The 20,232-nt window shown below is 63.8% G+C and carries 12 protein-coding genes; 4 read left to right on the top strand and 8 right to left on the bottom strand.

The annotated features are described in order from the left end of the window. Positions 1–16 precede the first annotated feature (16 nt). The 4 genes from APH34_RS14295 to APH34_RS14280 are packed head-to-tail and all read right to left on the bottom strand — an operon-like array spanning position 17 to position 5,574. Positions 17–1,969 carry an acetyl/propionyl/methylcrotonyl-CoA carboxylase subunit alpha gene (locus APH34_RS14295; protein ID WP_054901684.1) on the bottom strand — a complete coding sequence of 651 codons (1,953 nt, stop codon included), beginning with the start codon at positions 1,967–1,969 and terminating at the stop codon, positions 17–19. Next, positions 1,966–2,781, bottom strand: a complete 816-nt coding sequence (locus APH34_RS14290) for a gamma-carboxygeranoyl-CoA hydratase (RefSeq protein ID WP_054901683.1) — start codon at positions 2,779–2,781, stop codon at positions 1,966–1,968. The genes APH34_RS14295 and APH34_RS14290 overlap by 4 nt, the downstream gene beginning before the upstream one ends. Positions 2,782–2,783: 2 nt before the next feature. After that, positions 2,784–4,391, bottom strand: a complete 1,608-nt coding sequence (locus APH34_RS14285; RefSeq protein WP_054901682.1) for a carboxyl transferase domain-containing protein — start codon at positions 4,389–4,391, stop codon at positions 2,784–2,786. A gap of 19 nt (positions 4,392–4,410) precedes the next feature. Further along, positions 4,411–5,574, bottom strand: coding sequence for an isovaleryl-CoA dehydrogenase (locus tag APH34_RS14280; protein WP_054901681.1), 1,164 nt, complete (start codon positions 5,572–5,574; stop codon positions 4,411–4,413). A gap of 305 nt (positions 5,575–5,879) precedes the next feature. Here APH34_RS14280 and APH34_RS14275 point away from each other — a divergent pair, with 305 nt between their 5' ends. Further along, positions 5,880–7,553, top strand: coding sequence for an AMP-binding protein (locus APH34_RS14275; protein WP_054901680.1), 1,674 nt, complete (start codon positions 5,880–5,882; stop codon positions 7,551–7,553). Positions 7,554–7,606: 53 nt separating this feature from the next. On the opposite strand, the gene APH34_RS29555 is transcribed toward APH34_RS14275, so the two are convergent. Next, entirely contained in the window at positions 7,607–7,768 is a 162-nt protein-coding gene (locus APH34_RS29555) for a hypothetical protein (RefSeq protein ID WP_176513714.1), read from the bottom strand. A 140-nt stretch (positions 7,769–7,908) separates the two neighbouring features. On the opposite strand from APH34_RS29555, the gene APH34_RS14270 reads away from it, so the two are divergent. The 3 genes from APH34_RS14270 (at position 7,909) to glgB (ending at position 15,604) form a co-directional block, all read left to right on the top strand. Next, entirely contained in the window at positions 7,909–9,927 is a 2,019-nt protein-coding gene (locus tag APH34_RS14270; protein ID WP_054901679.1) for an alpha-1,4-glucan--maltose-1-phosphate maltosyltransferase, read from the top strand. 148 nt (positions 9,928–10,075) lie between these two features. Then, positions 10,076–13,393: a maltose alpha-D-glucosyltransferase gene (gene treS, locus APH34_RS14265; protein WP_054901678.1), complete on the top strand. Its 3,318-nt coding sequence runs from the start codon at positions 10,076–10,078 to the stop codon at positions 13,391–13,393. After that, positions 13,394–15,604 (top strand): 1,4-alpha-glucan branching protein GlgB, encoded by a 2,211-nt coding sequence (gene glgB, locus APH34_RS14260; RefSeq protein ID WP_054901677.1) that lies wholly within the window; start codon positions 13,394–13,396, stop codon positions 15,602–15,604. A 56-nt stretch (positions 15,605–15,660) separates the two neighbouring features. On the opposite strand, the gene APH34_RS14255 is transcribed toward glgB, so the two are convergent. The 3 genes from APH34_RS14255 to glgX form a co-directional block, all read right to left on the bottom strand. After that, the gene (locus APH34_RS14255) at positions 15,661–16,737 is read right to left on the bottom strand and encodes an autotransporter outer membrane beta-barrel domain-containing protein (protein WP_054901676.1); all 1,077 of its coding nucleotides are present in this window, start codon (positions 16,735–16,737) and stop codon (positions 15,661–15,663) included. 315 nt (positions 16,738–17,052) lie between these two features. Further along, positions 17,053–17,847: an endonuclease/exonuclease/phosphatase family protein gene (locus APH34_RS14250; protein WP_054901675.1), complete on the bottom strand. Its 795-nt coding sequence runs from the start codon at positions 17,845–17,847 to the stop codon at positions 17,053–17,055. 159 nt (positions 17,848–18,006) lie between these two features. Then, entirely contained in the window at positions 18,007–20,160 is a 2,154-nt protein-coding gene (gene glgX, locus APH34_RS14245; protein WP_054901674.1) for a glycogen debranching protein GlgX, read from the bottom strand. Positions 20,161–20,232: the final 72 nt, after the last annotated feature.

Below are 20,232 nucleotides of genomic sequence, written 5' to 3'. Positions count from 1 at the left end.
GCGGCCCCGGTTCAGATCATTCGGCGAGCTCGACCAGCACTGTCCCTTCGCTGACCATTTCCCCCTCATGACAGAACAGCGCCTTCACTGTTCCCCCCTGGGGCGCGCGAATACTGTGCTCCATTTTCATGGCCTCCAGCACCACCAGGGCAGTACCCGCCTCTACCACTTGCCCCGGCTCGACCAGCACGCGGACGATGCTGCCGTTCATGGGCGCGCCAAGCCCACCTTGATGGCTGTGACCGGCCTCGGCTTCGGCGATGGGGTCGAACGCCGTGATGGCATGCATTTCCCCGTCCCAGCGCAGGAACAGCGTGCCACCCCGGCGCACAGCCAGATAACGCTGGCGCATGCCGTTGTTGTCATGACCCAACTGTTCACCGTCCAGCCGCCAGGTGGACGCCGCGCTGCGTTCAAGGGCAACCGCCCGGCGTTCGCCGCCACTGAGCAGGTGCAGGCTGCTGCGCGCCGGCAGCCCCAGGCGCAGGCCATCGCACGCGGCCCAGGGTGAGTGGCGGTCGTCCTCGCGCTGGTACGGTGCCTGGCCCTGCAACCAGGCCTCAGCGGCCGCCTCCCAGAAGGCCACTGGCAGAGGTTGCGGGGCCGGTAGCAAAACCGCGTGATGACGTGGGATGAACCCAGTATCCAGCTCGGCCGCGGCGAACGCCGGGTGGGCGAGAATGCGGCGCAGGAAGGCGATGTTGGTTTTCAGCCCGCCGATGGCGAACTCGTCCAGCATTGCCAGCAACCGCAGGCGTGCTTGTTCGCGGTTCTCGCCCCAGGCGATGAGCTTGCCCAGCATGGGATCGTAGAAGGGCGAAACCTCGTCTGCTTCACTGACCCCGCTGTCCACCCGGCGACCTTCGCCAAGTGCCGATTCGCGGTACAGCGCCAGGGTGCCGGTGGCCGGCAGGAAGTCATTGGCCGGGTCTTCGGCGTACAGGCGTACCTCGATGGCATGGCCGTGCAGCGGCACCTGCGCTTGGGTGATCGGTAGCGGTTCGCCGCAGGCAACGCGGATCTGCCAGGCCACCAGGTCGAGGCCGGTGATGGCTTCGGTGACCGGGTGCTCCACCTGCAGGCGCGTGTTCATCTCCATGAAGAAGAATTCGCCACGTGCGTCGAGCAGAAACTCCACGGTACCGGCACCCACATAACCGATGGCTTGCGCGGCACGCACTGCAGCCTCGCCCATGGCCTGGCGCAGCTCGGCACTAAGCCCTGGCGCAGGCGCTTCCTCGACGACTTTCTGGTGACGACGCTGGATCGAGCAGTCACGTTCGTTGAGGTACAGGCAGTTGCCGTGCTGGTCGGCGAATACCTGAATCTCCACATGGCGGGGCTTGAGCACGTACTTTTCCACCAGCATCCGTGCATCGCCGAACGACGACTGGGCTTCACGCTGCGCCGAGGCGAGGGCATCGGCCAGTTGGCTCTCGTCCTCGACCACTTTCATGCCTTTGCCGCCACCGCCAGCGCTGGCCTTGAGCAGCACGGGGTAGCCGATTTGCTCGGCGGCGGCACGGAAGGTCTCAAGGTCCTGGGCTTCGCCGTGGTATCCCGGTACCAGCGGCACCCCTGCCGCTTCCATCAGTGCCTTGGCTGCCGATTTGGCGCCCATGGCGTCGATGGCACTGGCCGGCGGGCCGAGGAAGATCAGCCCGGCGTCTTCGATGGCGCGGGCAAAGCCTGCGTTTTCGGAAAGAAAACCATAGCCGGGGTGGATCGCCTGGGCACCGCTGGCCTTGGCCGCCGCGAGCAGCTTGTCGATCACCAGGTAGCTTTCAGACGCCTTGCTGCCGCCCAGGTCGATGCGAATATCCGCTTCACGGGTGTGGCGGGCATCACGGTCGATGGCGCTGTGTACGGCCACAGTGGTCAGGCCCAGGGCCTTGGCGGTGCGCATTACCCGGCAGGCGATTTCGCCGCGGTTGGCGACCAGCAAGGTGGTCAGTGTGGGGCGGCTCATGGGCGCGGCTCCTTCTTGTGCTCGGTTTGCCAGGCAGGCCGGCGTTTTTCCAGGAAGGCGCGTAGGCCTTCCTGGCCTTCGGCGCTGACGCGGATGCGGGCAATGGTGTTTTCGCAGTAGCGGCGCAGGGCTGGGCTGAGTTCGCCGTCGTCCACCTCGCGCAGCAGGTCCTTGGTGGCGCGGAGCGCTTGCGGACTGTTGAGCAGCAGGTTGTCCACCCAGGCCTCGACCTGTGCGTCCAGTTCACTGGCCGGGTACACCTGGGCCAGCAAACCCAGCTCGCGAGCGCGCACGCCGCTGAAACGCTCGGCGGTCAAGGCGTAACGGCGGGTGGCACGCTCGCCAATGGCCTTGACCACGAAGGGGCTGATCACCGCCGGTGCCAGGCCGATCCGCACTTCCGACAGGCACAGTTGTGCATCCTCGGCACCAATGGCCATGTCGCAGCAACTGATCAACCCCAGGGCACCGCCAAAGGCCGCGCCCTGCACCACGGCCAGGGTCGGTGCCTTGAGGCGGTGCAGGGCGTACATCAGCTCGCCCAGTTCATGGGCGTCATCCAGGTTGGTGTTGAAGTCCAGTTGTGCCGATTGCTGCATCCAGGCCAGGTCTGCGCCAGCGCTGAAATGCCGGCCCCGGCCGCGCAGCACCAGGAAGCGCAGGCCGGCGTCTTCGGCCAACTGGTCGAGGGCAACGATCAACTCGCGGATCATCTGTGCGTTGAAGGCGTTGTTCTTGTCCTCGCGGCTCAGCCACAGGGTGGCGAAACCGCGCGGGTCGCGGATCACTTCGAGGGTGTTGAAATCGCTCATGGTCACATCCGGAAAATGCCGAAGCGGCTCTGTTCGATGGGCGCGTTCAACGCGGCAGACAATGCCAGGCCAAGCACGTCGCGCGTCTGCGCCGGGTCGATGACACCGTCGTCCCACAGCCGGGCGCTAGAGTAGTAGGGGTGGCCCTGGTGTTCGTACTGATCAAGGATCGGCTGCTTGAGCTTGGCTTCATCCTCGGCACTGAACGCCTGGCCACTGCGTTCGCTCTGCTCGCGTTTGACCTGCGCCAGCACCCCGGCGGCCTGTTCGGCGCCCATCACGCCAATCCGTGCGTTGGGCCACATCCACAAGAAGCGCGGGTCGTAGGCGCGACCGCACATCCCATAGTTACCGGCGCCAAAGCTGCCACCGATGATTACCGTGAACTTCGGCACCTGGGCGCAGGCCACCGCAGTGACCAGTTTGGCACCGTGCTTGGCGATGCCACCTTCCTCGTACTTCTTGCCGACCATGAAGCCGGTGATGTTTTGCAGGAACAGCAGCGGAATGCCGCGTTGGCAGGCCAGCTCGATGAAGTGCGCGCCTTTTTGCGCGGCCTCGGCGAAAAGGATGCCGTTGTTGGCCAGGATCGCGACCGGGTAGCCGTGCAGGTGGGCAAAGCCGCACACCAGCGTGGTGCCGAACAGTGCCTTGAACTCGTCGAGCACCGACCCGTCGACCAGGCGCGCAATCACCTCGCGCACATCGAACGGTTGCTTGGCGTCGGCCGGCACGACGCCATACAGCTCTTCGGCGCCATACAGCGGTGCCACCGGTGCCTGGCGCTGCAGCGTGCCCAGCTTGTGCCAGTTGAGGTTGGCCACGCTGCGCCGGGCCAGGGCCAGGGCGTGCTCGTCGTTGTCGGCATAGTGGTCGGCCACGCCGCTGGTGCGGCAATGCACGTCGGCACCACCGAGGTCTTCAGCGCTCACCACCTCACCGGTGGCGGCCTTCACCAGGGGCGGGCCGGCAAGGAAAATGGTGGCCTGCTGGCGCACCATGATTGCTTCGTCGGCCATGGCCGGTACATAGGCGCCCCCGGCAGTGCAGGAACCCATGACCACCGCAATCTGCGGGATGCCCAGCGCGCTCATGTTGGCCTGGTTGAAGAAGATTCGCCCGAAGTGCTCGCGGTCGGGGAAAACCTCATCCTGGCGCGGCAGGTTGGCGCCACCGGAGTCCACCAGGTAGATGCATGGCAGGCGGTTCTGCAGGGCGATGGTCTGCGCACGCAGGTGTTTTTTCACGGTGAGCGGGTAGTAGGAGCCGCCTTTGACCGTGGCGTCGTTGGCCACAATCATGCATTCCACGCCCTCGACGCGGCCAATGCCGGCGATCACGCCAGCGGCGGGTACGTCTTCGCCATACACCTCGTGGGCCGCCAACTGGCCGATCTCGAGAAACGCCGACCCAGGGTCGAGCAAGCGGTCGATACGTTCACGCGGCAGCAGCTTGCCGCGCGAGGTGTGCCGTTCCTGGGCCTTGGAGCCGCCGCCCTGGGCAATGTGGGCGATCAGGCCACGCAGGGCCTGGACCTGTTCGAGCATGGCCGCGCTGTTGCCGGCGTATTGCGCCGAACGCGGGTTGATCTGTGTATGCAAGGTAGCCATGTGCGCCCGTCCCTTGTGCTCAGCGGGTTTCGTTGAACAGTTCGCGGCCGATCAGCATCCGGCGGATTTCGCTGGTGCCGGCGCCGATCTCGTAGAGTTTGGCGTCGCGCAGCAGGCGGCCGGCCGGGAACTCGTTGATGTAGCCGTTGCCACCGAGAATCTGGATCGCCTCCAGGGCCATTTGCGTGGCGCGTTCGGCGGTGTAGAGGATGACCCCGGCCGCGTCCTTGCGCGTGGTCTCGCCACGGTCACAGGCCTGGGCCACGGCGTACAGATAGGCGCGGCTGGCGTTGAGCTGGGTGTACATGTCGGCAATCTTGCCCTGGATCAGCTGGAACTCGCCGATGCTTTGGCCGAACTGCTTGCGGTCGTGAATATAGGGCACCACCAGGTCCATGCAGCTTTGCATGATGCCGGTGGGGCCGCCGGAGAGCACCACGCGCTCGTAGTCCAGGCCGCTCATCAGCACACGCACGCCGCCATTGAGCTGGCCGAGGATGTTTTCCTGCGGCACTTCGACGTCATCGAAGAACAGCTCGCAGGTGTTGGAGCCGCGCATGCCCAGCTTGTCGAACTTGTTGCTGCGGCTGAAACCTTTCCAGTCGCGTTCGACGATGAACGCCGTGATGCCATGGGCGCCCTTGTCCAGGTCGGTCTTGGCGTAGATCACGTAGGTGTTGGCGTCGGGCCCGTTGGTGATCCAGGTCTTGCTGCCATTGAGCACGTAGTGGTCGCCGCGCTTTTCGGCGCGCAGCTTCATCGACACTACGTCGGAGCCGGCATTGGGTTCGCTCATGGCCAGGGCGCCGATGTGCTCGCCGCTGATCAGCTTGGGCAGGTACTTGAGCTTCTGTTCATGGCTACCGTTGCGGTTGATCTGGTTGACGCACAGGTTGGAGTGGGCGCCATAGGACAGGGCCACCGACGCCGAGCCGCGGCTGATCTCTTCCATCGACACCACGTGGGCCAAGTAACCCAGGCCCGCGCCGCCGTATTCTTCCGATACGGTGATGCCCAGCAGGCCCATGTCGCCGAACTTGCGCCACATGTCGGCGGGGAACAGGTTGTCGTGGTCGATCTGTGCGGCGCGTGGTGCCAGTTCGGCAGCGACAAAGGTGCGCACCTGGTCACGGAGCATGTCGATGGTTTCGCCCAGGGCGAAGTTCAGGGAGGGGTAATGCATGCGGGGGCACCTTCTTGTTCTTGAAATATGGATGGCACCGTCGGTTCGTACCTCATCACCTGTGGGAGCGGGCTTGCCCCGCGAATGCGTCGGCAGGGCGACCGTCATTGCCTGAACGATCGCTTTCGCGGGGCAAGCCCGCTCCCACAGGGGCGAAGTGTAGTGCCGTTTTCACCTTTACGTTAACGTAAACCTGCATTCGGTCACTGTCAATCTGCTCATCACCTTTACGTAAACGTAAATCTGCGCCAGAGTAATTGCGCTTGCTTCAGCCGTGCCCAGAACAACCACAAGAAGGGACACCCATGAGTCAACCTAGCTACACCCGCGGTCGCCAGGACCGAGCCTTACTGACCCAGACCATCGGCCAGGCGTTCGATGCCACGGTGGCCCGCTGTGCCGATGGCGAGGCGCTGGTGTCGCGCCACCAAGGCCTGCGCTATAGCTGGCGGCAGTTGGCCGAACAGGTCGAAGTGCATGCCCGCGCGCTTATGGCCCTAGGCGTGAACACCGGCGACCGTGTCGGCATCTGGTCGCCCAACTGCGCCCAGTGGTGCATTTTGCAGTTGGCCAGCGCCAAGGTCGGCGCCATCCTGGTCAACATCAACCCGGCCTATCGCGTGGGCGAATTGGACTATGTGTTGCGTCAGTCCGGCTGCCGCTGGCTGGTGTGTGCCGATGCCTTCAAGACATCTGACTACCACGCCATGGTCCAGGAACTGGTGCCAGAGTTGGCCTGCGCCACGCCAGGTGAACTGGCCAGTGAGCGCCTGCCGGACTTGCGCGGCGTGATCAGCCTGGCCGCCAACCCGCCTGCCGGCTTCCTGCCCTGGCACGCATTGGCCGAGCGGGCAGGGCAGACCTCGACCGATGCCTGCACTGCCCGCCAGCAAAGCCTGCAATTCGACCAGCCGGTGAACATCCAGTACACCTCCGGCACCACCGGGGCGCCCAAGGGGGCCACGCTCAGCCATTACAACATTCTCAATAATGGCTTCATGGTCGGCGAGAGCCTGGGCCTGACCGCACATGACCGCATGGTGATCCCGGTACCGCTGTACCACTGCTTCGGCATGGTCATGGCCAACCTCGGCTGCATCACCCACGGCAGCACCATGATCTACCCCAACGACGCCTTCGACGCCGAGCTCACCCTGCGCGCCGTGGCCGAGGAGCGTGCCAGCATCCTGTACGGCGTGCCGACCATGTTCATTGCAATGCTCGACCATCCGGCCCGCCAAGGCATGGACCTGTCGACCCTGCGTAGCGGCATCATGGCCGGTGCCACCTGCCCGATCGAGGTGATGCGCCGGGTCATCGACCAGATGCACATGGCTGAAGTGCAGATCGCCTACGGCATGACCGAAACCAGCCCCGTGTCACTGCAGACCGGCCCGGACGATGACCTGGAGCTGCGCGTGACCACCGTCGGCCGCACCCAGCCGCAGCTGGAAAACAAATTGGTGGACGCCGACGGCTGCATCGTGCCCAGGGGCCAAATCGGCGAATTGTGCACCCGTGGTTACAGCGTGATGCTCGGCTACTGGGACAATCCGCAGGCCACGGCAGACGCCATCGACCCGGCCGGGTGGATGCATTCGGGCGACCTGGCGGTGATGGACGCGCACGGCCATGTGCGCATCGTCGGGCGCAACAAGGACATGATCATCCGCGGTGGGGAGAACATCTATCCACGGGAGCTGGAGGAGTTCTTCTACACTCACCCGGCGGTAGCGGACGCGCAGGTGGTCGGTATTCCCTGCAGCCGGTACGGGGAAGAGGTGGTGGCCTGGATCAAGTTGCACCCAGGGCACAGCGCCACGGTCGAAGAGTTGCACGACTGGTGCAAGGCGCGCATCGCGCATTACAAGGTGCCCCGACATTTTCGCTTCGTCGAGGAGTTCCCGATGACGGTAACTGGCAAGGTACAGAAATTTCGCATGCGCGAGATCAGTGTGGAGGAACTGTCTGCGAATTGACGGGCCCTCTCGCCGGCTTGCCGACGATAAGGCCCCTCAGTTGCGCCCGAACCTCAGACCTTCACCGGCGGTTCATCACTCGGTGGGTCCCCCACCGTTGGCGGTACGGTCGGCTTGATCGGCAGTTCGTCCGGTTCTTCTTCCGGCACAGGTGGCGGCAAGCTAGGGTCGTCGATGTTGGGATCGGGAGTTTCCGGTGGAATGGGAATGTTCATGGCCTGACCTCGCGGGGGTGAATGAAGGGGTGGTGCAGCTTTGATTCGGTGGCTGCGCCATTCGCTCAATTTTTTTGAACCCCTCGCCAGCTCCGCCGCTCTGAATCCTTACCGCCAATGCCAACCGGGAGCCAGGACCGATGTCGCGTAACGAGCCCTTCGAAAGCGTACCGATGGCCAACGATCACCCGGACCAGGCTATCAGCCTGTCCCAGGCGCTGCTGGCGCCGCGTATCGTGATCGAAGACAGCACCCCGGTACTGGACGGCGGCACCTTTGCCGCCAAGGCCATCAGTGGCCAGCCGGTTGCCGTCAGCAGCAAGGTATACAGCGACGGGCACGACCGCCTGGCGGTCATGCTCAACTGGCGCCCGGCCAAGCGCCAAGGCTGGCATTGCGTGCCCATGCATTCGCCGGGAAACGACCTGTGGCTGGCTGAATTCACGCCTACGGAACTGGGCCTGCACCTGTTTAGCGTCGAGGCCTGGATCGACCCGTTCGCCACCTATTGCCATGACCTGGAGAAGAAGTACCACGCCGGCGTCGACGTCACGCTCGAATTGGAGGAGGGCAGGTTGCTGCTTGGCAAGGGTGCCGAGCGCAGCGAAGGGGTGTTGCGCGACCAGATCGGCGCGCTTCAGGCACACCTGCCGAACCTGCCAGTGGACGAACAGGTGGCCTTGTTGCTAGGCCCGGACGCCACGCGCCTGATGACCGAAGCCGAACACCGCAGCTACCTTACCCGCAGTGTCGAATTCCCGGTCGACGTTGACCGTCCGGCAGCGCAGTTTGCCAGTTGGTACGAGCTGTTCCCCCGCTCGATCACCGACAGCCCCCAGCGCCACGGCACGTTCAACGACGTTCATGAGCGGCTGGCGATGATCCGCGACATGGGTTTTGACGTGCTGTATTTCCCGCCCATTCATCCGATCGGCAGGACGCACCGCAAAGGCCGTAACAATGCCTTGCAGGCCGAGCCCAACGATCCGGGCAGTCCCTATGCCATTGGCAGCTCCGAAGGCGGACACGACGCCATTCACCCTGAGTTGGGCAGCCGCGAGGATTTCCGCCGGCTGGTCGCGGCTGCCGCCGAGCATGGTCTGGAAATCGCCCTGGACTTCGCCATCCAGTGCTCCCAGGACCACCCGTGGCTCAAGGAGCACCCCGGCTGGTTCAGCTGGCGCCCCGACGGCACCATCCGCTACGCAGAGAACCCGCCCAAAAAGTACCAGGACATCGTCAACGTCGATTTCTATGCCGCCGAGGCCGTGCCCTCGCTATGGCTGGCCCTGCGCGACGTGGTGGTGGGGTGGGTCGAGGAGGGGGTGAACACTTTCCGCGTCGACAACCCGCACACCAAGCCGCTGCCATTCTGGCAATGGCTCATCGCCAATGTGCGTGCCCAGTACCCTGAGGTGATTTTCCTCGCCGAGGCGTTCACCAAGCCTGCGATGATGGCACGCCTGGGCAAGGTTGGGTACGCGCAGAGCTACACGTACTTCACCTGGCGCAATACCAAGCAGGAACTGCGCGAGTACTTCGAGCAGCTCAACCAGCCGCCGTGGAGCCAGTGCTACCGGCCGAATTTCTTCGTCAATACGCCGGACATCAACCCGTTCTTCCTGCACACCTCGGGGCGTGCCGGTTTTCTGATCCGCGCCGCGCTGGCGACCATGGGGTCTGGCTTGTGGGGCATGTATTCGGGCTTCGAGCTGTGCGAGGCCACGCCGCTGCCGGGCAAGGAGGAGTACATGGACTCGGAGAAGTACGAGATCCGCCCGCGCGACTTCACCCAGCCCGGCAACATCATCGCCGAGATCGCCCAGCTCAACCGCATCCGCCGGCAGAACCGCGCCTTGCAGACCCATCTCGGCGTGGCGTTCTTCAACTGCTGGAACGACAACATCCTGTACTTCGCCAAGCGCACGCCCGAGCGCGACAATTACATCCTCGTGGCGATCAGCCTCGACCCGCACAACGCCCAGGAAGCGAGCTTCGAGCTGCCGCTGTGGGAGCTTGGGCTGGATGACGATGCCGACACGCTAGGCGAGGACCTGATGAACGGGCACCGCTGGACCTGGCATGGCAAGACCCAATGGATGCGTATCGAGCCGTGGCATCAGCCGTTTGGCATCTGGCGTATCGAGAAGTCCGGCTAGGGGCCGCTGCGCGCCCCATTCGCGGGGCAAGCCCGCTCCCACCCAAAGGATGAATGCTCTCGTTGTAGGAGCGGGCTTGCCCCGCGAATGGGCTGCAAAGTAGCCACATGAGTCTCCACGGTTTTTGCAGAATTGAAAGGAGTCACCCATGGCCAAGCGTTCACGCCCGGCAGCCTTCATCGACGACCCGCTGTGGTACAAGGACGCCGTGATCTATCAGTTGCACATCAAGTCGTTTTTCGATGCCAACAACGACGGCATCGGCGACTTTGCAGGGTTGATCAGCAAGCTCGACTATATCGCCGACCTGGGCGTGAATACCCTCTGGCTGTTGCCGTTCTACCCCTCACCGCGACGTGACGATGGCTATGACATCGCCGAGTACAAGGCCGTGCACCCCGATTACGGCACCATGGCGGACGCCAGGCGTTTCATCGGCGAAGCGCACAGGCGGGGCTTGCGGGTGATCACCGAGCTGGTCATCAACCACACTTCCGACCAGCACCCCTGGTTCCAGCGCGCCCGCCATGCCAAGCGTGGCAGCAAGGCCCGGGACTTCTATGTGTGGTCCGACAACGACCAGAAATACGACGGCACGCGGATCATTTTCCTCGATACCGAGAAGTCCAACTGGACCTGGGACCCGGTGGCCGGGCAGTACTTCTGGCACCGTTTCTACTCGCACCAGCCAGACCTGAACTTCGACAACCCGCAGGTGCTCAAGGCGGTGATCGGGGTCATGCGCTTCTGGCTCGACCTTGGCGTCGACGGCCTACGCCTGGATGCCATCCCGTACCTGATCGAGCGTGACGGCACCAACAACGAGAACCTGCCCGAGACCCACAAGGTGCTCAAGGCCATTCGCGCCGAGATCGACGCCAACTACCCCGATCGCATGCTGCTGGCCGAGGCCAACCAGTGGCCCGAAGACACTCGCCCCTACTTTGGCGAGGGCGCCGGCGACGAGTGCCACATGGCCTTCCACTTCCCGTTGATGCCGCGCATGTACATGGCCCTGGCCATGGAAGACCGCTTTCCGATCACCGACATCCTGCGCCAGACCCCGGAAATTCCCGCCAACTGTCAGTGGGCGATCTTCCTGCGCAACCATGATGAGCTGACCTTGGAGATGGTCACCGACCGCGAACGCGACTACCTGTGGAACTACTACGCCGAAGACCGCCGCGCGCGCATCAACCTCGGCATCCGCCGGCGCCTGGCGCCATTGCTGCAGCGCGATCGCCGGCGTATAGAGCTGCTCACCAGTTTGCTGCTGTCGATGCCCGGCACGCCCACCCTGTATTACGGGGATGAACTGGGCATGGGTGACAACATCTACCTGGGTGACCGCGACGGCGTGCGCACCCCCATGCAGTGGTCACCCGACCGCAATGGCGGCTTCTCCAAGGCCGACCCGCAGCGCCTGGTGCTGCCACCGATCATGGACCCGTTGTACGGCTACCAGACGGTCAACGTCGAGGCCCAGTCCCACGACCCCCATTCGCTGCTCAACTGGAACCGCCGCCTGCTGGCGGTGCGCAACCAGCAGAAAGCCTTCGGCCGCGGCAGCCTGCGCACCCTCACGCCCAGCAACCGGCGCATCCTGGCGTACATCCGCGAGTACACCGACGCCGAAGGCAACAGCGAAGTCATCCTCTGCGTCGCCAACGTTTCCCGGGCCGCGCAAGCCGCCGAGCTCGACCTGTCGCAATACGCCGACAAGGTGCCGGTGGAGATGCTCGGTGGCAGCGCCTTCCCGCCGATCGGCCAGTTGCCGTTTCTGCTGACCTTGCCGCCCTATGCCTTCTACTGGTTCCTGCTGGCGTCCCATGACCGCATGCCCAGCTGGCACGTTCAACCTACTGAGGGGTTGCCGGAATTGACTACATTGGTGCTACGCAAACGTATGGAGGAGCTGCTCGAAGCGCCTTCGCGCGATACCCTGCAAGAGGCGGTCCTGCCGCAGTACCTGCCCAAGCGGCGCTGGTTCGCCGGCAAGGAAGGGCCGATCGACCAGGTGCGTCTGCGTTATGGCGTCCGCTTGAACACCGCCACCACACCGGTGCTGCTCAGCGAAATCGAAGTGCTCAGCGAGGGTGTGGCCAACCAGTACCAATTGCCGTTCGGGTTCTTGCCTGAAGACCAGATCGCCAGTGCCCTGCCGCAACAACTTGCGCTTTCCAGGGTGCGGCGTGGCCGGCAGGTTGGCCTGATCACCGATGCCTTCGTGCTTGAGCCGTTCATCCGCGCCGTGCTGCGCGCCTGCCAGGACGGCATGCGCCTGCCGTGCGGCAACGCCCAGGGCGAATTGCGCTTCGCCTGCACCGGGCAATTGGCTGGCCTTGAGCTCACGCAGGACAGCACCGTGCGCTACCTGAGCGCCGAGCAATCCAACAGCTCGGTGGTGGTCGGCGACCGCCTGGTACTCAAGCTGATCCGCCGGGTCAACCCAGGCATCCACCCAGAACTGGAGATGAGCGCCTACCTTACCGCTGCCGGTTTTGCCAATATCTCGCCGTTGCTGGCGTGGGTCAGCCGCGTGGACGAGGCCAACGCCCCGCACCTGCTGATGATCGCCCAGGGCTACCTGAGCAACCAGGGCGATGCCTGGGCCTGGACCCAGAACACGCTGGAGCGCGCCATCCGTGATGAGATGGAGCCGTCCAGCAGTGATACCGAGGCACACACCGATGCCCTGGCCGAACTCAACGGCTTTGCCGCCTTGCTCGGCCAGCGCCTGGGCGAAATGCACCTGTTGCTGGCCGCGCCCACCGAGGATGCGGCCTTCCAGCCGCGGCCCAGCGATCACGAGGACAGCGAACGCTGGAGCCGGCAGATCAGCGCCGAGCTCAACCATGCCCTTGATCTGCTGGTACAGCACCGCGACCACCTCGACGGCGACAGCCAGGCCCTGGTCGACGACCTGCAGCAGCAACGCGACGGCCTCACCCAGCACATCGCCAACCTCGCCGGCCTGGCCCAGGGCGGCCTGTTGATGCGCGTGCATGGCGACCTGCACCTGGGCCAGGTGCTGGTCGTGCAGGGCGATGCCTACCTGATTGATTTCGAGGGTGAACCCTCGCGCCCGCTGGACGAGCGCCGGGCCAAGCACAGCCCGTACAAGGATGTCAGCGGCGTGCTGCGCTCCTTCGACTATGCTGCTGCCATGGTCCTGCGCAGCGCCTCGACGGTAGACCTCTGCGAGGCGGCGCGGCAGGCTCGTCAGCGGGTCGCCCGGCAGTACCTGCACCAGTCCCGCCACGCCTTCGTCGAAGCCTATGGCCTGGCCACCGCCGCGATGCCCCACGCCTGGCAACAGGCCGAGGGCGAGCGCGCGGCACTGGAGCTGTTCTGCCTGGAAAAGGCTGCCTACGAGATCACTTACGAAGCCGAAAACCGTCCGAGCTGGCTGGCCGTGCCTTTGCATGGCCTGCATGGCCTGATCAGTACCTGGGGAGAGTCATAGATGAATGCAACCACGCGTGATAACGGTGGCCTTCGGCAGCGGGAGCTCGATGCCCTTGCCCGCGCCGAGCACGCTGATCCTTTTGCCGTACTTGGCCCCCATGACGATGGCGCGGGCGGCGTGTGGGTGCGGGCGTTCCTGCCCACGGCCCTGAGCGCCCGGATCCTTTCCCGCCATGATGGCCGCGTGCTCGCGGAAATGGTCCAAGGCAGCCTGCCGGGCCTGTTCACGGCGCGCCTGGATGACGCACAGCCGTACCTGCTGCACATCGGCTGGGCCGGTGGCGAGCAGGTCACCGAGGACCCGTACAGCTTCGGCCCGCAGCTAGGTGACGTTGACCTGCACCTGTTCGCCGAAGGCAACCACCGTGACCTGTCCGGGCGCTTTGGTGCGCAACCGACTCAGGTCGATGGCGTCGACGGTGTATGTTTCTCGGTGTGGGCGCCGAATGCGCGGCGGGTTTCAGTGGTCGGCGACTTCAACAACTGGGACGGCCGCCGCCACCCGATGCGCCTGCGCCATGGTGCGGGTGTATGGGAGCTGTTCATCCCTCGCCTAGGGGTCGGCGAAACCTACAAGTTCGAAGTGCTGGGCAAGGAAGGCGTGCTGCCGCTCAAGGCCGACCCGCTGGCCCGCGCCACCGAACTGCCGCCCAGCACCGCGTCGAAGGTGGCCGCCGAGCTCAGCCACCCCTGGCAGGACCATGAATGGATGGAGCAGCGCGCGCAGCGCCACGCCTACAGCGCGCCGCTGTCAATCTACGAGCTGCACGCCGGTTCCTGGCAGTGCGAGCTGGATGACCTGGGCGAAGTGTCGCGTTTCTACAACTGGCGTGAACTGGCCGAACGCCTGGTGCCATACGTGCAACAGCTCAACTTTACCCACATCGAGCTGCTTCCGATCATGGAACATCCGTTCGGGGGCTCTTGGGGCTACCAGCCTTTGTCGCTGTTCGCACCCACCTCGCGCTATGGCACGGCAGAAGATTTCGCAGCGTTCATCGATGCCTGCCACCAAGGCGGCATCGGTGTGATCCTCGACTGGGTGCCGGCGCATTTCCCCACCGATGAACATGGCCTGGCGCGCTTTGACGGCACGGCGTTGTACGAATACGACAACCCCCTGGAGGGCTTTCACCAGGACTGGAACACGCTGATCTACAACCTGGGCCGCAATGAAGTGCGTGGCTTCATGCTGGCCTCGGCGCTGCACTGGCTCAAGCACTTCCATATCGACGGCCTGCGTGTCGATGCGGTGGCCTCGATGCTGTATCGCGATTATTCACGAAAGGCGGGCGAATGGGTGCCCAACCGCCACGGCGGGCGCGAGAACCTGGAGGCCATTGACTTCATCCGCCACCTCAACGGCGTGGCGGCACTCGAAGCCCCTGGCGCACTGATCATCGCCGAAGAGTCCACGGCGTGGCCCGGCGTCAGCCAGCCGACCCAGCAAGGGGGCCTGGGCTTTGCCTACAAATGGAACATGGGCTGGATGCACGACACCCTGCATTACATCCAGAACGACCCCATCCACCGTACCTACCACCACAATGAAATGAGTTTCGGCCTGATCTACGCCTACTCCGAACATTTCATCCTGCCGATTTCCCACGATGAAGTGGTGCATGGCAAGCATTCGCTGATCGACAAAATGCCGGGTGACCGCTGGCAGAAGTTTGCCAACCTGCGTGCTTACCTGACGTTCATGTGGACCCACCCCGGCAAGAAGCTGCTATTCATGGGTTGTGAATTCGGCCAGTGGCGTGAGTGGAACCATGATCAGCAGTTGGACTGGTACCTGTTGCAATACCCTGAGCACCAAGGCGTGCAGCGCCTGGTGAGTGACCTCAACCGCCTGTATCGCGAGCTGCCAGCCTTGCACGAGCAGGATTGCCAGCCCCAGGGCTTCCAGTGGTTGATTGGCGATGACGCGCACAACTGCGTGTACGCCTGGCTGCGCTGGAGCAGCCAGGGCGAACCGCTGCTGGTGGTGGCCAACTTCACCCCGGTGCCGCGTGAGGGGTACCGGATCGGTGTGCCGTTCGGCGAGCGCTGGCAGGAACTGCTCAACAGTGACGCCGGGCTGTATGCCGGGTCCAATGTGGGCAACCTGGGGGCGGTGGAGAGCGAGCAGGTTGCCAGCCATGGCCAGCCGCTGTCGCTGGCCCTGAACCTGCCGCCGCTCGGGGTGCTGGTGATGAAGCCGGCCTGATGGGTAGTCTGGCCCGGCCGCTTTGCAGGGCAGCCCGCGAAGCGGCCGGAACGGGCTCACCAGCGCATCCGTACACCCAGGCTACCGATCAACCCATTCAAGTCATTGTCATCCACATCGCTGCTGTAATCGGCACTGACAAACAACGCCACCGAAGGCGTCACCCGTGCCACCAGGCCCAACCCCAATTCCACCGTGGTCGAATAGCGCGAACTTGAGATCTTGTCGACCTGGTCCAGCTTGACCTCGTCGGCGTTGCTGAAGTCGTACCAGACGTTGGTCCGTACATAGGGCTCGATGGGCATCCCTCGCACTTCGTAGCGTCCGGACAGCTTGGCACCCACGCGCCCACTCCAGCTGGGCTGGCTGTCGAAGGCTTTCAAGGTGTCAGCCTGCACCTGGTTGCCCGGGAAGAACTGCTGGTTGATCAACTGGGCCTGGGGTTCGATCACCCAACTGCCGCCCAGGCGGATCGGGTAGCCACCCTCAACGGAAAAGGTCATCGCGTGGCCGGAGTCATCCAGGCGCTTGCCGCTGTCGCCGCGGCCCATCACATCGATTCGCGAGCCCATCGCCACGGCATCGAGGTGCCAACCCTGTTCATGGGTCATGCTCCAATACACGCCCAAGCTCTCGCCGCTGAGGTTGACCGCATTGCGCTGCTTGTCGCCCAGCAGCGGGCGGGTGCCGCTGAAGCTGCTTTGCAAGTTGTTATGGCCAACGAAAATCCCGGCGCGGTGTACGTTACCGTCGCCCGTCTCACGCACGAACAGGTCCGGGCCAATCAGCAGTTGCTGGCTGGGCGTTTCCAGTTGGTCGGGTGCTTGTGCGCCAGGGCGAGGGGAGCCGGGGAAGAACTGCGTCCACTGGCTGGCCATCAGGTCGGGCACCGCCTGACCATGGCGTTGTCCCATCTTGTCGGAAAACGCCGTCAACATGCCCTGGTTCAGGCCACTGGCGCTGACGGGGTCGAGCGACAGGTGCGGCACCGCCGATTGCTGCAGGAAGCCGGGCGAGCCGGGGTCGTCCCGCAATTCGAACGCGAAGGTTTCCACCGGGGTTGCCAGAAGCATCGACGTGGAAACCGCGTAGAAAATACGATCGAAGCGCAGCGGATTCGAGGTTCTTTTCATGGCGGATCTCCTCTGTTTTTGTTGTACAGCCAAGGTCTGGCCTGTTGTCACGAGCTGTACGACAAAAACAGAGGGCGACCCAAACCAGCACGCCAGCGTTCGCGAGCGCGCACGAAGGCGCGAGCTAGAGGCCCGGCGCAACGTTTTATTGCGAGTGATACTGTTCAGCTAAGGAGAGGACGGGGGTTGCGTCAAGAAAGCGTGAAAGGTTGGTGGCGCCTGCGTATTCGCTATCATCCCGTTGATTTCACGAACAAATGCCGGTGGGATAGCCCGCTTCGCTATTTGCCGCCAGGCTGCTATGCCGAATCATTGTTACAGGTGCACTTCAACCGCCAGCGGCAAGTGGTCGGAAAGGTGCGTCCAAGGTTTGTGCGCCAGAATCTGCGGCGCATGGCTATCGGCATTGCGCAGGTAAATCCGATCCAGGCGCAGCAGGGGCAAGCGGGCAGGGTAGGTGCGGGCGAGCAGGCCGTGATGGCGCTCGAAAGCCTCGTGCAGGTCGCGCTGCAGGCCCAAGGTGCGGTTGCCTCGCAGTTGCCAGTCGTTGAAGTCACCGGCAATGATCACCGGGGCATCCTCGGGCAGCGCATCGAGCAGTTGTCGTAGCAGGTGCAGCTGCTTTTGCCGGTGGCTTTCAAGCAATGACAGGTGCACGCAGATCGCATGCACCTGTTGCTTGCCGGGTACATCGAGGATGCAATGCAACAGGCCCCGACGTTCCGGCCCGGTGATCGACACGTCGAGGTTGCGGTGCTCGATGATGGGGTATTTGGACAGCAGTGCATTACCGTGGTGGCCGTCGGGGTAGACCGCATTGCGGCCGTAGGCGAAGTCGCTCCACATGCTGTCGGCAAGAAATTCGTATTGCGAGGTCTGCGGCCAGCCGGGGTAGCGCGTGGCGTGTCGGTCGTGGCTGCCAAGCACTTCCTGAAGGAAGACGATATCGGCCTGGGTACTGCGCACCGCTTCGCGCAGTTCCGGCAGGATGAAGCGCCGGTTGAACGCGGTGAAACCCTTGTGGGTATTGACCGTCAATACCCGCAGGCGATGCACGGCGGGCGCCTGGCTGACGTTGGCGAAACCTGGACTGCCGGTTTCGAGCTTCACGTTGGCTCCTGTTTGTCCATGACGGGAAAACACCACCCCACCTCAGTGGGCAGGGCCCGCGAATACGCCAGTTGTGTCACCAACGTCTTCGCGGGTCAGCCCGTTGCCACAGGTTCGGCGGGGCAACTATTACCTAGGACCGGCCTTCATCGCTTGCGTTCAGTCCTCCTCGTGCTGCAACACCATCAGCAGGAATGAGCGCCCGGTGACCTCGAAGGTACTGTCGAACTGCAGGTGCTGGCCCTTGCGCAGCTCCGGCCGGTCGGTGTCCACCAGGCAGCTCCAGTAGTCGCCTTCAGGCACAGCCGGTAACAGGAATGGCACCGTGTCATGGTGGGCGTTGACGATCAGCAGCACGGTTGCCTCCGCGCCTGGCCGGGCGATGCCACTGACCTGCGCTCGCCCGTCGATCAGCATGCCCAGGCAGCGGCCATGGGGATCTTCCCATTGCTCGACGCTCATCTCGTTGCCGTCCGGTGCCAACCAGGTGACATCTTTGACGCCGATGGCTTCGTTGTAGTCGCCAACCAGAAAACGCGAGCGGCGTAGCACCGGGTAGGCCAGGCGCAGGCGGGTCAGGCGTTTGACAAAGGCCAGCAGCTCCTTGCCTTGCTCGTCCAAGTCCCAGTTGACCCAGCCGATCTCGCTGTCCTGGCAGTAGGCGTTGTTGTTGCCGTGCTGGGTGCGGCTGAATTCGTCACCGGCGACGATCATCGGCGTGCCTTGGGCCAGCAGCAGAGTGGCGAAGAAGTTGCGCATCTGGCGCATGCGCAGCGCGTTGATCTCGGGGTCGTCAGTGGGGCCTTCGGCGCCGCAGTTCCATGACAGGTTGTTGTCGGTGCCGTCCTGGTTGTTCTCGTCGTTGTCTTCATTGTGCTTGCTGTTGTACGACACCAGGTCGCGCAGTGTGAAGCCATCATGAGCGGTAACGAAGTTGACGGAGGCGTAGGGGCGTCGGCCACGGTTGTTGAACATGTCACCGGAGGCGGTCATGCGCGAGGCAAAGTCGGCCAACTGGCCCTCGTCGCCTTTCCAGAACGCGCGAACGGTATCGCGAAAACGGTCGTTCCATTCAGCCCAGCCTGGGGCGAAGTTCCCCACCTGGTAGCCACCGGGGCCGCAGTCCCAAGGCTCGGCGATCAGTTTGACCTGGCTGAGCATCGGGTCCTGGCGGCAGGCGACGAGGAAACCATGACGCTCGCTGTAGCCGTCATGGTAACGGCCAAGAATGGTCGCCAGGTCGAAGCGGAAACCGTCCACATGCATTTCGCCGGCCCAGTAGCGCAACGAGTCGGTCACCAGTTGCAGCACGCACGGGTGGCTGAGGTCGAGGGTGTTGCCGGTGCCGGAGTCGTTGATGTAGTAGCGTTTGTCATCGGGCATCAGCCGATAGTACGAGGCGTTGTCGATACCGCGCATGGAGAGGGTAGGGCCGCGCTCGTTGCCTTCGGCGGTGTGGTTGTAGACCACATCCAGAATCACCTCCAGGCCCGCATCGTGCAGGTGCGCGACCATTTCCTTGAACTCGGCGATCTTGCCACTGGCCAGGTAGCGTGGGTGCGGTGCAAAAAAGGCGATGCTGTTGTAGCCCCAGTAATTGTTAAGGCCCTTGTCGAGCAGGTGCTGGTCGTTGACAAAGGCATGGATTGGCAGCAGCTCGATGCTCGACACGCCCAGGTCCTTGATGTGCTTGAGCAACTCGTCGTTGGCCAGGCCCGCGAAGGTGCCGCGCAAGGCTTCCGGCACGGCGGGGTGGCGCATGCTGATGCCGCGGGTGTGCGCTTCGTACAGGATCGTGCGCTCCCATGGGATCTGTACCCGCTGGTCGCGTCCCCAGGTGAATGCCGGGTCGATGACCTTGCATTTGGGTACGAAGGGCGCGCTATCACGCTCATCGAACGACAGGTCGCCGTCGGGGTGACCAATGGTGTAGCCGAACAGGGCCTCGGACCACTTCAGGCTACCGACCAACTGTTTGGCATAAGGGTCGATCAGCAGCTTGTGGTGATTGAAGCGGTGGCCGTTCTCCGGCTCGTAGGGCCCGTACACACGGTAGCCGTAGACCAGCCCGGGGTGGGCGTCGGGCAGGTAGCCGTGGTAGATCTCATCGGTGTACTCGGGCAGTTCGATGCGCTCGAGCTCTTTCTCGCCGGTGGAGTCGAACAGGCACAGTTCGACCTTGGTTGCGTTGGCCGAGAACAGCGCGAAGTTGACCCCCAGGCCGTCCCACGTGGCGCCGAGGGGGAAAGGCATGCCTTCGCGAATGCGCGAAGGCGCGACGGAGCGATTTTTCTTTGGGGTGCGGGGGCTCATGGCAGTCCTCGGATGGCCGTATAAAGGGGGAGAAGTTGCAACAGTAGCGGCCTTTCGCCGGCGGGCCGGCTC

The sequence above is a fragment of the Pseudomonas sp. NBRC 111131 genome (assembly GCF_001320525.1).
GTDB classification, from domain to species: domain Bacteria; phylum Pseudomonadota; class Gammaproteobacteria; order Pseudomonadales; family Pseudomonadaceae; genus Aquipseudomonas; species Aquipseudomonas ceruminis.
This window is presented reverse-complemented; position numbering and strand designations above follow the sequence as displayed.

Excerpts from the sequence above, each read along its gene's own strand:
- glgB (WP_054901677.1), top strand. The coding sequence starts at position 13,394 with ATGAATGCAACCACGCGTGATAACGGTGGCCTTCGGCAGCGGGAGCTC.
- APH34_RS14275 (WP_054901680.1), top strand. The coding sequence starts at position 5,880 with ATGAGTCAACCTAGCTACACCCGCGGTCGCCAGGACCGAGCCTTACTG.
- APH34_RS14255 (WP_054901676.1), bottom strand. The coding sequence starts at position 16,737 with ATGAAAAGAACCTCGAATCCGCTGCGCTTCGATCGTATTTTCTACGCG.
- APH34_RS14295 (WP_054901684.1), bottom strand. The coding sequence starts at position 1,969 with ATGAGCCGCCCCACACTGACCACCTTGCTGGTCGCCAACCGCGGCGAA.
- APH34_RS14270 (WP_054901679.1), top strand. The coding sequence starts at position 7,909 with ATGTCGCGTAACGAGCCCTTCGAAAGCGTACCGATGGCCAACGATCAC.
- glgX (WP_054901674.1), bottom strand. The coding sequence starts at position 20,160 with ATGAGCCCCCGCACCCCAAAGAAAAATCGCTCCGTCGCGCCTTCGCGC.
- APH34_RS14285 (WP_054901682.1), bottom strand. The coding sequence starts at position 4,391 with ATGGCTACCTTGCATACACAGATCAACCCGCGTTCGGCGCAATACGCC.
- treS (WP_054901678.1), top strand. The coding sequence starts at position 10,076 with ATGGCCAAGCGTTCACGCCCGGCAGCCTTCATCGACGACCCGCTGTGG.
- APH34_RS14280 (WP_054901681.1), bottom strand. The coding sequence starts at position 5,574 with ATGCATTACCCCTCCCTGAACTTCGCCCTGGGCGAAACCATCGACATG.
- APH34_RS29555 (WP_176513714.1), bottom strand. The coding sequence starts at position 7,768 with ATGAACATTCCCATTCCACCGGAAACTCCCGATCCCAACATCGACGAC.
- APH34_RS14290 (WP_054901683.1), bottom strand. The coding sequence starts at position 2,781 with ATGAGCGATTTCAACACCCTCGAAGTGATCCGCGACCCGCGCGGTTTC.